Genomic DNA, 13114 nt, shown 5'->3' with positions numbered 1-13114 from the left:
CGTTTTTTTCTATGGTGATGAACGGATAGTTTAACAACTGCACAAAACCCAAGGAATACCTTGGAGGAACCAACGAGGAGGTGAATCAGATGCAATCCTGGATCTGGGTCATTATCGTTCTCGTTGTAGCTGCAATTTTCTTTGGATTCGGTTATTTTATTCGTAAATCCCTTGCAGAAGCTAAAATTTCCAGCGCCGAGAAAGAAGCCCTCGTCATCGTGGAGAACGCGAAGAAAGAGGCTGAGGCGCTGAAGAAGGAAACGGTACTCGAGGCTAAGGATGAAGTCCACAGAATCCGTACCGAGGCCGAGAAGGAAACTCGTGAACGTCGGAATGAGATTCAACGGCAAGAGAGACGTTTGCTGCAAAAGGAAGAATCACTGGATAAAAAAATGGAATCGCTCGAACGAAAAGAAGAGCAAGTAGCTAACAAAGAGAAACGAATTGACGAAACCCAGCAACAAATCGACGTAATTTACAAGAATCAGGTTAGCGAACTGGAGCGCATCTCGAATCTGAGCATCGATGATGCTCGCAGCATCATCCTCAGCAACGTGGAGCAGGAAGTTCGCCACGAAACCGCGCAGATGATCAAAGACATCGAACAGCAGGCGAAAGAGGAAGCGGACAAGAAGGCCCGCGAAATCATCACGCTGGCGATTCAGCGCTGTGCGGCGGACCATGTAGCGGAAACGACCGTATCGGTTGTCACGCTGCCGAACGAAGAAATGAAGGGACGGATTATCGGCCGCGAAGGCCGCAACATCCGCGCTCTCGAAACGTTGACCGGGATCGATCTGATTATCGACGATACGCCGGAAGCGGTGATCCTGTCGGGCTTCGATCCGATTCGCCGCGAAGTGGCACGGACGGCACTGGAGAAACTGGTGGCCGACGGTCGTATCCATCCGGCACGTATCGAGGAAATGGTCGAGAAATCCCGCAAAGAAGTGGATGAACGGATCCGCGAGTACGGCGAACAGGCAACCTTCGAGGTTGGCGTTCACGGTCTGCATCCGGATCTCATCAAAATTTTGGGCCGCTTGAAATTCCGTACGAGCTATGGTCAAAATGTGCTTAAGCACTCTATGGAAGTCGCTTATTTGAGCGGACTGATGGCCGGTGAGCTTGGGGAAGACATCGTGCTTGCAAAACGTGCCGGATTGCTTCATGACATCGGCAAGGCGCTGGACCACGAAGTGGAAGGTTCGCATGTGGAGATCGGCGTCGAGCTGGCGAAGAAGTACAAGGAACATCCGGTCGTGATCAACAGTATCGCATCCCACCATGGCGACGTCGAAGCGACTTCGGTCATCGCTATGCTGGTCGGTGCAGCCGACGCCTTGTCGGCGGCACGTCCGGGCGCGCGGCGCGAAACGCTGGAAACGTATATTAAACGTCTGGAGAAACTCGAAGAAATCTCCGAGTCCTTCGAAGGCGTCGAGAAGTCGTATGCGATTCAGGCGGGCCGCGAAGTGCGCGTCATGGTACAGCCGGAGAAGATCGACGATGCGGAAGCCTTCCGTCTGGCCCGCGACATTACGAAGATGATCGAGAGCGAGCTGGATTATCCGGGTCATATCAAGGTCACCGTCATTCGCGAGACACGGGCGGTAGAATACGCGAAATAATCAGGAAATCGGCCCCCTTCCGGGGCCTTTTTCTTTGCAGAACAGAGAAGCAGGTCAGGAGGCGGACACCATCAAAGTTTTATTTATCGGCGACATCGTCGGCAATACGGGTAGAAAAGCGCTGCGCGAAATGCTGCCGTCGCTCAAAAGCAAATATCAGCCGCATATCATCATTGCCAACGGAGAGAACGCTGCCGCAGGGCGGGGCATCACGTCCGCCATCGCCAACGAGTTTTTCAACTGGGGCGTGCACGGCATTACGATGGGCAACCACACGTGGGACAACAAAGATATCTTTGAATTTATCGATGACGAGCCGCGGCTGATCCGGCCGGCGAATTTCCCTCCAGGCACGCCGGGCCGGGGATACACGATCATTAAAGCAAACGGCAAGCAGCTGGGGATCGTGAATCTGCAGGGCCGCACGTTTTTGCCGGCGATCGACGATCCGTTCCGCATTGGCGAAGAAATCGTCGACGAGCTGAGACAGAAGACGAAATGCATTCTCGTTGATTTTCATGCCGAAGCAACCTCCGAAAAAATCGCGATGGGGTATTTTATGGACGGGCAAGCGTCGATCGTGGTTGGCACGCATACACATGTGCAAAGCAATGACGAAGTGATTTTACCCGGAGGAACCGCGTATTTAACCGATGCAGGCATGGTTGGTTCAAGAGAGGGAATTTTGGGTATGGAAAAGGATGCGGTTCTTTATAAATTCACAACCCAATTGCCGTCCCGTTTTGTCGTGGATGAAGGGAAATGGCAGCTGCACGGGTTATTCGCAGAGCTTGACGAAGCAACAGGCAAAGCCACGCGGGTAGAGAAAATCCGTATGCGTGAAGATGAATGGGTGATGAGCTAAAGCAGGAAGATTTTCGCAGGAGTTTCGGAAAAGTTCGCTAAATTTGGGTAAAGCGTGATATTTTTCATATCGAAAAACAACATCTTTTGTACTATTTTCTCCGTAGTGGCTCGTAAAAAGAAGGAATTATTTCTTCTCTCGCGAATAACATCTACAGTAGTGGAAGAACACCATCATTTTCCCAGGGGAGGTACTTACTATGGATGTCTTAAAAGTATCAGCCAAATCCAATCCGAATTCCGTTGCCGGCGCACTAGCAGGTGTTCTTCGTGAACGTGGGTCAGCCGAACTGCAAGCCATAGGCGCCGGGGCGCTCAATCAAGCGGTGAAAGCCGTTGCCATTGCCCGGGGATTTGTCGCTCCGAGCGGCGTCGATCTGGTCTGCATTCCGGCGTTTACCGACATCGTTATCGATGGGGAAGACCGCACAGCCATCAAGCTGATCGTAGAGCCAAGATAATAGAAAGAAACGAAATAGAAACCTGTTTACCTTGGTAAACAGGTTTTTTTGTCGTTATGGCGATTTTACGGGACGCGGGCGTATACATACATAGTAAAGTGCAAACCGCCATGGCGGCGGACGGGAGCAGAGGAACGGAAAAGGAGGATCACGGCCATGAAAGAGGCTCAAAGACTGAAAATCGCGGATTTCCATTGCGATGCGCTTAGTAAGCTGCAGACCGTGCCGGGAATCGATTTTGCCGACGATAAGCGGCTGGAAGTGACCGGTGAGCGGCTGGCTGCGGGGAATGTGGCTTTGCAGGTGTTTGCCGTTTATTTGTCCGCAGACATGGGGCGGCCTTCGTTTGAACGGATTTTGGGACAGCTATCCTTATTCCGGAAAAAAGTGGCTGCTTCAAGCCATATCGAATGGCTGCGCTGGAAGGAAGAAGCAGCTGCGTCGCCGACCGGCAGAATACAGGGGCTTTTGTCGCTGGAAGGAGCGGACGGACTCGAAGGGAATTTGCAGTATGCAGAGTGGCTGTTCGAGCTGGGGGTGCGGTTCATCGGGCTGACCTGGAATTATGCGAACTGGGCGGCGGACGGCGTGCTGGAATCGCGGAACGGCGGATTTACGGAAAAAGGCAAAGCGCTCGTCGACTGGTGCAACGATAGCGGAATGCTGCTGGATGTCTCGCATCTGGCGCCGGCAGGCTTCTGGGAGCTGGCGGAACGGAGTGTCCGGCCGTTTATCGCATCGCATTCCAACTGCCGGGCAGTGTGTGACCACCCGCGCAATCTGAGCAACGAGCAGATCCAGGCGATAATTGCCATGGGCGGGCGGATGGGTCTGACGTTTTATCCTCCGTTTGTGCGAGCAGGCGGATCGGCAGCGATGGCGGATTTGCTCCGGCATGTCGAGCATGTATGCGCGTTGGGCGGATCCAGGCATCTAATGTTCGGCTCCGACTTCGACGGTGTGGATGCCTGGACAAAAGGTCTGGAGCATCCGGGCAAATACCCGGAGCTGGCTGATTTGCTGCTGCGGCATTATCCGGAGGCGGAGGTGCGCGGCTGGCTGTATGATAATGCGCTTAACTTTCTGGCGGCATATTTACCTGCAAAACCATAGCGCTGAAAGATATGGCGGAAATATTGCCAAAACGTGGCGATCCCATGACAATCCAGCAATCCATGCATAAAATGTCGAAAAACGGGCTTTCAGAGGGCGGTGAGCCTTTTTCTTTTCGGGTAATTAGATGTATAATGGTCAATGGCTTGTACAGATACTAGAGAAAATACAAGGAGTGACAATTTCATGAGCAAGATTGTACCCGTAGGTGTGTCGGCCCGACATATTCACCTTACGCAAGAGCATGTGGAGGCGCTGTTTGGCGCAGGTTATCAACTGACTGAATTCAAACCGCTGTCCCAACCTGGACAATTTGCAGCCAATGAGCAAGTGGCCGTAATCGGCACCAAAAGCAAATTCGACAAAGTCAGAATCCTCGGCCCGGTCCGTCCGGAATCGCAAGTGGAAATTTCCCGTACGGATGCTTTCGCCCTTGGCGTAAAAGCCCCTGTCCGTGAATCCGGCCATATCGAAGGCACCCCTGGCATTACCCTGAAAGGTCCGGCTGGCGAAGTTGAACTGCAAACTGGCGTCATCATCGCAGCCCGTCATATTCATTTCCATACTTCCGAAGCTGAAGCTTGGGGCATCAAGGACAAGCAAATGCTGAAAGTGCGCCTGGGCGGAGAACGCGGCCTGGTACTGGAAAATGTGTTGGCCCGCGTATCCGACAAATTTAAGCTGGATATGCACATCGACACCGACGAAGCGAATGCAGCGAGCGCCAACAACGGCGACAACGCTGAAATTATCGACTAAGATTCGGCATTGCATACTTAAAAACGGTAAAAGCGGGGGAGCGATCCTCCGCTTTTTTTGCCGTTATCGATTTTGGGTTATAATCATTTCGATATTTTTACAGTGAAATCTATACTTTTTATATTTAATGGCTCCAAAAAGGATGCTATTATGGAAGCGTTATCTTGGAAGATCGAACCGGAAGCGAGGGAACGAGGTGGGAATAACCGTAGATGAGGCGGGAGAAATACTGGCGGCCGGCGTCCCGCTGCCGGAAGATACCGTGGATGGCCTGAAGGCAGGCAGCGGAGAACAGGAACTGAAGGGCATTGCCGTCGCTTTTATGCCGACCCATGCGGTGATTCGGGAAGCGATGCGGCTTGGCGCCAATCTGCTGATTGTCCATGAAGGACTCGGATACCGCCATCGGGACAGGCCGGAGCTGCTGCGGGATGACCCGGTATATTTGTCCAAAATGCAGCTGATCAACGAGACGGGGATAGCCGTGTACCGGCTTCATGATGCGGTGCACCGCTGCAGTCCCGACTTGATCACGGCGGGGCTGGTAACCGCGCTGGGCTGGGAGGAACGGGTCACGGCAACCGCGTCCGAGTATACACTGGCCGAGCTGCCCGGATCGACGCTGCGGGACATCGCGAATCATGTAAAATCCTGCCTCGGGCTTCCGGCCCTTCGCGTCATTGGCCATTTGCCGATGGTTTGCCGCCATATCGCCTTGACGGTAGGCTACCGCGGGGGCGCCGATATCTGCCTTCCGCTTCTGCGGCAGCAGGACCTGCTGATTATCGGAGAAAGTCCGGAATGGGAGACGCCGGAGTATGTGCGGGATGCAGTGCATGAGGGCCATAACAAAGCGTTAATTGTTCTCGGGCATGGGCCGAGCGAGGAGCCGGGCATGAAGCTTTTGGCGGCTTCGTTACCCGCGAAGCTTCCAGGCTATCCGGTGCATTTCATTCCGGCAGAACCATTATTTCAAACGATCTAGGCATTGAAAAAGGAGGTTAACCGGTGGATAATCATGAACTTTTCCCGCGGGAGAGCGGATATCAGGCCTGGCTGGATTACCGCCCGGTGGAGCCGGGGGAGCTCCGAGAGCAATATGCACGTTTCACCCGGATTAGGTTCCATGGAAGGATAGAGCCGAACGGCATTCTGGCTACGGCGGTGGAGGAGCTGCGGCGCGGGTTAACGGCGCTTCTGCAGCGGCCGATTACGGTAGTACATACGGATGCCGAGCCAGGTGATCGCGACAACGCCATTACGCTTGGCATTTTCGGCAATGACCCGGAGACAGACCGGGTATTTCCGGAGGGAGATCCGGAAGCGGACGCCGAAGCTTTTCGGCTTAAATACGATGAAGCTCAGTGCTGTCTCGCCGTCGGCGCGGCCGGAGAGCAGGGGTTGCTCTATGGAGCTTTCCATTTGCTGCGCCTGATAAGCACCCGGCAGGACCTTACCGGCCTGGATGTGGCAGAGACACCGGTCAACCGGCTGCGGATGATCAACCAGTGGGACAATATGGACGGAAGCGTTGAGCGCGGGTATGCGGGGATGTCGATTTTTTACGAGAACGATCGAATCACCGGCAATCTGCAGCGGATCCGCGATTATGCGCGTCTGCTTGCCTCCGTTGGGATTAACGCCATATCCATCAATAATGTCAACGTGCATTACCAAGAGACCAAGCTGATACTGCCGGAGAACCTGCCGGAAGTGGCGGGGCTGGCAGGGATATTCCGCGCATACGGCATTAAGTTGTTCCTGAGCATCAACTACGCCGCGCCGCTGGTGCTGGGCGAATGCGCGACGGCCGACCCGCTGGACCCGGACGTACGGGACTGGTGGCAAGCGGCCGCGGCGGAGATTTACTCCGCCATCCCGGACTTTGGCGGATTCCTCGTCAAGGCGGATTCGGAGAACCGTCCCGGGCCGTTTACGTACGGCCGCAATCATGCCGACGGGGCGAATATGCTGGCCGGAGCGCTTGCACCGTACGGCGGGCTCGTGATCTGGCGCTGCTTCGTATATAACTGCAAGCAGGATTGGCGGGACCGCCTAACAGACCGGGCAAAAGCAGCCTACGACCACTTTATGCCGCTGGACGGACACTTCATGGACAACGTCATTTTGCAGGTGAAAAACGGTCCGATCGACTTTCAGGTCCGCGAGCCGGTGTCGCCGCTTTTGGGTGCGATGGCGAAGACCAACCAGGTGCTGGAATTCCAGATTACCCAGGAGTATACCGGGCAACAGCGCCATGTCTGCTACCTCGTTCCTCAGTGGAAAGAGGTGCTCGATTTTGACACGTTCGTGAAAGGGTCAGGTTCAACGGTACATGCCATAGCAAGCGGCGCGCTGCACGGCAATCTTCATGGCGGGTGGGCGGCAGTGTCGAACATCGGCAATGACGCCAATTGGACCGGGCATCCGTTGGCGCAGGCCAATTTATTCGGGTACGGCCGGCTGGCGTGGAACCCGGGATTGTCGGCGGAGGAGATCGCACTGGAATGGACGCTGCTGACATATGGAGCTTCCCGCACGGCGGTCGCCGCCGTATCGGACATTTTGCTGAACTCATGGTCCGTCTATGAATCTTATACCGCACCGCTTGGCGTCGGCTTTATGGTTAATCCCGATCATCATTACGGGCCAAATGTGGACGGTTATGAATATTCAATGTGGGGAACGTATCATTTTGCCGACTGTCATGGGATCGGCGTGGACCGCACGACCGCGAGCGGGACCGGGTACACTTCCCAGTACGCCAAACCGAATATGGAGATGTACGAATCCCTGGAGACTTGCCCGGACGAGCTGCTGCTCTTTTTCCATCATGTGCCGTATACCCATGTGCTTCACTCCGGCAAAACCGTGATCCAGCATATTTACGATACGCACTTCGCGGGGGCGGAGCGAGCGGCGGGCATGGTTAAGCAGTGGTTGGCGCTGCACGGGGAAGTAGAGCCCGGCTTATACGGGCAGGTGGCGGAACGTCTCGCAGAACAGGCGGAACATGCGGTGGAGTGGCGCGACCGGATTAATACGTATTTTTATCGAAAAAGCGGCATTCCCGACGAGCAGGCACGGAAGATCTATTAACGGTGTCAGGTCAGTCTGGAGCGTGTAAGTCGGGATCTGTAAAGCGGTTTGTTCCTGAGGGAGCAGGCCGCTTCTTTGTGCTGTGATTTGGCGAACGCGATTTGGGAAAAATAGAAAGATCGGCTTGCGCCTGGCGAACGTTTGTTCTAAAATTATAAAGATGGTAACTTGTGCGAGTGCGCGAAGGAGACGAATCAATGGCCGATATAATGCTAAGCAAGTCGGAAGCCCGAACATTTCTGGCGGTGTACCATGGACTGCACGGCGAATACGAGCTTGAAGGCAAGGAAGGGATTATGGCTTATATCCGCAGGGTGGGCTGCATCCAGTACGATCCGCTCAATGTGGTGGGGATGAACGCAGAGCTGGTGCTGCAGTCGCGGATCAAGAATTTCGACCGGCGGATGCTTAGCGAGCTGTTGTATGCCGACCGGCGGCTGATCGATTATTGGGACAAAAATATGGCGATCTTCCCGGTGGAGGATTGGCCATACTTTTACCGGCGGCGTGCGCTGCACCAGGGCTGGTGCGATGCGAATCCGGAAGCGGCGGAGCGGACGCGGGCAGAAATCGAGCTGCGGGGGCCGCTCTGCTCCGGCGATCTGGACGACAACGAGAAGGTGGAATGGGCTTGGGGGCCGACCCGGATGTCCCGGGCTGCGCTGGAAGGAATGTACCACGCGGGGCATCTCGGCGTTCATCACAAATCGGGCACCCGCAAATATTACGATTTGGCATCGCGGCTGTTGCCTGAGGGGGTATACGGGAAACCGGATCCGTTTAAGACGGATGAGGATTTTTATGCTTGGAGTGTACTGCGCCGGATCGGCAGCGTAGGGCTGTTGTGGAACAAGCCGAGCGATGCCTGGCTGGGCATCAACGGGTTAAAGACGGCGCAGCGGATGGCTGCTTTCGCCGCACTGCTGGCGGATGGCGCGATCACCGAGGTGCAGGTGGAAGACTGGCCGCAGCCGCTGTATCTCCGCACCCGGGATTTGGCGGTGCTGGAGCGGTCATTGTCGCTGCGAACCGATACTGCCGCAATCCCATCGCGGGCAAGCGTGCTAGCGCCGCTCGACAACCTGCTCTGGGACCGGAAGCTGATCCTGGAGCTGTTCGGCTTTGAATACCGCTGGGAGGTGTACAAGCCGGTACCGGAGCGGAAATGGGGCTACTATGTGTTGCCGGTGCTTTACGGCGACCGGCTTATCGCCCGGTTCGAGCCGGCGAAGCAGCGGGGTAAGGCGCCGCTGCGCATTCTCAAATGGTGGTGGGAGGAGGATGCTGTCGCCGACGAGGCTACCCGTGCCGCGGTAATCGCGGCGCTGGAGCGCTTTGCTGCGTATTTGGGCACGCATTATGATGCAGCTGAGTTTGTGTGGTGAGAAGGGCGGGCAGCAGCTTGACCCGTGAAAAGCAAAAACAGCGATTCTCCCGCAGGAGAATCGCTGTTCAATTTTTGCAGTTCATGTTCAGGCTACCGTTCTTGCATTCTGCGGCAGGAACCTACGCGCTCAGGCAGTCGCCGGGAAGATAGACGCCCAGTTCGGCGCGCAGCTCGGCGCTGATCGGCATCATCGGCAGGCGAAGCGTATCGGAAGCGATTTCTCCGTTGGCGCTGAGCAGCCATTTCACCGGGGCGGGATTGGACTCCTTGAACAGCAGCTTCATCAGCGGCAGCAGATCGTCGTACAGCTTCTGCGCGGTTTCCGTACGGCCGGCTTTGAAGTGGCTGTAGATGTCCAGGTATTGATTGGTATTGACGTTGGCCGAAGCCAGCATTCCGCCGGCGGCGCCGTGGCCAAGCATCTCGAGGAACTTCACGTCGTCGCCGCATAACACCGGTTTTGCGCCCAGGCGGGTCAGTTCGGAGACGAGCAGCGGCGAACCGGAGCAATCCTTGAGTCCGACGACATTGTCGAGATCAAGAACGGCGCGGGCGGTATCGACCGTCATGCCGACGCCGGTGCGTCCCGGAATGTCATAAGCAATGATCGGCACGCCGACCTCATTCGCCTTGCGGAAATGCTCGATGATGCCTTGCTGGGACGGACGGCTGTAATACGGAACGACGACGAGCACGCCGTCGGCGCCGGCGTTTGCGGCAAGCTCGGTCCGGCGCACGGTGGAACGGGTATCATTCGTTCCCGTGCCGATGACCAGCGGGATGTCTCTGCCTTTGAGCAGCTTTTTCGAAATTTCGGTCAGAAGTTGAACTTCCTCTATGTTGACAGTAGGCGATTCTCCAGTGGTTCCATTAACGACCAGACCATGAATGTTGTTCTTGAGGATGCCGCCCACATACCGCTCGTACGAAGGTATGTCGACGTCTCCGTCCGCCGTAAACGGCGTAACCACGGGAACATAGACTCCATAAATCTGTTGTTCTGTTAACATGAATATCGTCCTCCAAAATGTTGAAGCGCTTTTTATTTACTTTACCATGGAAACATGCATCGGCGTTAGCTATAATAAATGATATGTATCATCAATAATATTGATGTTGAGGCAAACGGCAGATTCCTTGAATCACCGATTCCTGAATATAGCGGGGTGCGATCATGGACTTAACCTATATGCGGACGTTTCGCGAGGTCGCGAAGCGCCAGAGCTTTACGCGGGCGGCCGAAGAGCTGGGCTATGCGCAGTCCAGCGTGACGATGCAGATTCAGAAGATTGAAAAAGAATACGGCGTTCCGCTCATCGAACGGCACGGGCGGGCGCTGCGCCTTACGCCTCCGGGCGAGGAGCTGCTGAAGATGTTTGCGGAGATCCTTGATCTGTACGATCGCTCCAAGGAAACAATCGCCCAGCAGATCGGCGGTACATTGACGATCGGGACCATCGACTCGCTGGCCGCGTTTTATTTGCCTCCGTTTCTCCAGCAGCTGCGTACGCGTTTTCCGGGGCTCAATATCCATCTGCAAACCGAGCAGGAGGCCAATCTGGTCGCCAAAATCCGTGACGGCGAGGTAGACATCGGCCTCATGCTCGACCGCGAAGGCGCGGACAACAACCTGCAGCGTACCATCATCCGCGATGAGCCGCTCGTCCTGGTGGCCCCCGCGAACCATCCGCTGGCTAAGCTTACGCGGGTGACGCTACAGGACCTCAACAACTGCGAGCTGATTGTTTCCGAAGAAAGCTGCATTTACCGCAGCATGTTCGAGAACCTGCTCCGCGAGCATGGCATCGTGTTCCGCATCGGTTTTGAGCTGTCCAACCTGGAGGCGATCAAACGCTGTGTCCGCAACGGCCTAGGCATCGCGCTGCTGCCCAAAATCGTTGCCGAAGAAGAGATCGAGCGCGGCACGCTGACCGAGCTTTCTTTTTCGCATCCGGATATTCACTTTGACCTGCAGCTGCTCATTCACCCCAAGAAGTGGAAGTCGCTGCCGCTGCAATCGCTGATCCAAATGCTGATGACGGATGCCGAGGCGAAGGCGATCGGACTTTGAAGGAGTAGGGAACAGGGATAGGGTATTCAAGACAGAGCTTCGGATACGCTGAAACATTGCGATAATACCGCGTTTAAGGTTTGATGGTCGTATCGTTGCTGCCGCAGATTGCCCTCCAGGATTTTGTGGGCCCATGCCAAACATCGGGTATAGTGATCCGGTTCATTGACCCTGATTCGGAAATAGCAAAAATCCAGGTGCGTCCGGTATTCCTCTGCAGTAGCTTCGATGCCAAGCAGGCGCAGCTGATCTCTGCGGATGTTTTCCGATTGGACCTCCTGTACATCTTGCTTTGTGCTGGATATTTGGTTTGGATGTTGTCTGTACATGAGCAGTACCTCAGGCAAATTCACCACTTGGGTAACGGCGGACAGCCGGTTCCATATTTCATAATCCTCCGCATGGAAATAATAGAGATACCGGATGCCGTGCTGCTCCAATACCGATTTGCGGATCATCACCGTTGGATGCACAAGGGTGCAGTGGAAGAGCTGCCAGCACCGGATGGCCTCATGGCCCATGGGTTTTGTAGTTACGCCGCCTTTACCCAGCAAATAAGCTTGAGAACCGCAAACGCCGCAGTGCTGGTGGACGTCCATAAAGGCTACCTGGCGTTCAAACCGGTGGGGCAAAGCAATATCGTCCCCGTCCATTCGGGCAATATATTCCCCGCTGGATAGATCAATCCCTTGATTCAAAGTCTCGATCAATCCATGGTTGACCGAATGCGCGATGACTCTGATTCGTCTATCATCGAATTTACGGACAATATCCAAGGTTCCGTCTGTGGAGCCGTCGTCCAGAATCAGTAACTCGAAATCGGAATAGGTTTGCGTCAAAATACTGCAGATCGCCTCTTCAACATACGCAGCCATATTATAAACCGGCATAAGAACTGATATTTTAACCAAGTTTGTCACCGCCTTACTGTTTCTGCATTTATGCTACGCGGGAATCCTGCGGTTTGACCTGAATAAGAGACCAGTGTCTTGTATATTGTCCGGATCGTCCAAACCCTTTCCTTATTGAAATAATTAAATAGAGATAAAGGGAAGAGGGGGAATGGGACATGGAGTTCAATCAGATCAAAGGAACCTATGACGTCATTTTTAGTTTAGGGAAAAATTGTCTGGCGGCGGACCAATTGTCGCGTCATATGCTGAGAACCATCGGGGGCGTTCTGGACTGGGTGGAATCGCCGGCCTTGTCCGGGGTGAGCCAGCTTTTGCGGAATGAGTTTGCGCATTATATGGAATTTGCGAATTTGGCGATTACGGGCATTAATGAACATGCCGGCTGCTATATTGTGAGGGATGCCGCGTACCATATCTTTTCTCACCATGATTTCCCGCTGCAGGAGAACGCTCCGGACCAGCTGCTGAGCTACCCGGAGCTTAGAGCGAAGATCGCCCGGCGTGTCCCCCGCTTTCTGGCAACGCTTAGAAGCGCCAACCGGATTTTGTTTATTCGTACCGAAGCAACGATCCACGAAACGGCTGAACTGCTGGAGGTGCTTCGTTCGCTGGTGGCCGGTGAATTTAATGTGCTGGTGATCAATCATGCTCCCGTCAGCGGCATTGTAGAAACCCCCTGGCCTTTTCCGAATGTTTGCGCTCTGCAAATCCCGTTGGTACCAGATGAGTTTCACGATAACGATCATTTATGGAAAAAACTGCTGGAGGGCTTTTCGGTTTCAGCAAGATATTGACATCAAATTCGCGGATATGGT

12 protein-coding genes are annotated in these 13114 nt (G+C 54.6%); 10 read left to right on the top strand and 2 right to left on the bottom strand.

All coding sequences use genetic code 11. The features are described from left to right. Positions 1-89: 89 nt before the first annotated feature. The 8 genes from rny (at position 90) to BMW84_RS06980 (ending at position 9312) form a co-directional block, all read left to right on the top strand. Positions 90-1631 (top strand): ribonuclease Y, encoded by a 1542-nt coding sequence (rny, locus tag BMW84_RS07015; protein WP_091065960.1) that lies wholly within the window; start codon positions 90-92, stop codon positions 1629-1631. Positions 1632-1701: 70 nt separating this feature from the next. Continuing rightward, the gene (locus BMW84_RS07010; RefSeq protein WP_091068153.1) at positions 1702-2496 is read left to right on the top strand and encodes a TIGR00282 family metallophosphoesterase; all 795 of its coding nucleotides are present in this window, start codon (positions 1702-1704) and stop codon (positions 2494-2496) included. A 199-nt stretch (positions 2497-2695) separates the two neighbouring features. Next, positions 2696-2956 carry a stage V sporulation protein S gene (locus BMW84_RS07005; RefSeq protein ID WP_068723905.1) on the top strand — a complete coding sequence of 87 codons (261 nt, stop codon included), beginning with the start codon at positions 2696-2698 and terminating at the stop codon, positions 2954-2956. Positions 2957-3112: 156 nt separating this feature from the next. Further along, positions 3113-4069 (top strand): dipeptidase, encoded by a 957-nt coding sequence (locus tag BMW84_RS07000; protein WP_091065958.1) that lies wholly within the window; start codon positions 3113-3115, stop codon positions 4067-4069. Positions 4070-4255: 186 nt separating this feature from the next. Further along, positions 4256-4828: a phosphate propanoyltransferase gene (gene pduL, locus BMW84_RS06995; RefSeq protein ID WP_091065955.1), complete on the top strand. Its 573-nt coding sequence runs from the start codon at positions 4256-4258 to the stop codon at positions 4826-4828. 196 nt (positions 4829-5024) lie between these two features. Further along, a complete protein-coding gene (locus BMW84_RS06990; RefSeq protein WP_254772890.1) occupies positions 5025-5813 on the top strand; it encodes a Nif3-like dinuclear metal center hexameric protein in 789 nt (262 codons plus the stop codon). A 23-nt stretch (positions 5814-5836) separates the two neighbouring features. Then, entirely contained in the window at positions 5837-7927 is a 2091-nt protein-coding gene (locus tag BMW84_RS06985) for an alpha-glucuronidase family glycosyl hydrolase (RefSeq protein WP_254772889.1), read from the top strand. A 197-nt stretch (positions 7928-8124) separates the two neighbouring features. Beyond that, positions 8125-9312 carry a winged helix-turn-helix domain-containing protein gene (locus tag BMW84_RS06980; RefSeq protein WP_091065950.1) on the top strand — a complete coding sequence of 396 codons (1188 nt, stop codon included), beginning with the start codon at positions 8125-8127 and terminating at the stop codon, positions 9310-9312. A gap of 121 nt (positions 9313-9433) precedes the next feature. Here BMW84_RS06980 and dapA read toward each other — a convergent pair whose 3' ends face one another. Then, positions 9434-10324: a 4-hydroxy-tetrahydrodipicolinate synthase gene (gene dapA / locus BMW84_RS06975; RefSeq protein ID WP_091065948.1), complete on the bottom strand. Its 891-nt coding sequence runs from the start codon at positions 10322-10324 to the stop codon at positions 9434-9436. A gap of 164 nt (positions 10325-10488) precedes the next feature. Here dapA and BMW84_RS06970 point away from each other — a divergent pair, with 164 nt between their 5' ends. Continuing rightward, positions 10489-11385 carry a LysR family transcriptional regulator gene (locus BMW84_RS06970; protein ID WP_091065944.1) on the top strand — a complete coding sequence of 299 codons (897 nt, stop codon included), beginning with the start codon at positions 10489-10491 and terminating at the stop codon, positions 11383-11385. Between the two features lie 26 nt (positions 11386-11411). On the opposite strand, the gene BMW84_RS06965 is transcribed toward BMW84_RS06970, so the two are convergent. Continuing rightward, complete coding sequence (locus BMW84_RS06965) at positions 11412-12296, bottom strand: glycosyltransferase family 2 protein (protein WP_139209594.1); 885 nt, start codon at positions 12294-12296, stop codon at positions 11412-11414. A 158-nt stretch (positions 12297-12454) separates the two neighbouring features. Between BMW84_RS06965 and BMW84_RS06960 the strand changes: the two genes are divergently transcribed. Next, positions 12455-13093: a DUF1796 family putative cysteine peptidase gene (locus BMW84_RS06960; RefSeq protein WP_091065940.1), complete on the top strand. Its 639-nt coding sequence runs from the start codon at positions 12455-12457 to the stop codon at positions 13091-13093. The last annotated feature ends 21 nt before the right edge of the window (positions 13094-13114 follow it).

This window comes from Paenibacillus sp. NFR01 (assembly GCF_900111565.1).
Taxonomy (GTDB): domain Bacteria; phylum Bacillota; class Bacilli; order Paenibacillales; family Paenibacillaceae; genus Paenibacillus_AQ.
Note: the sequence above shows the minus strand (reverse complement) of the source record. Positions and strands in the feature narration are given on the sequence as shown.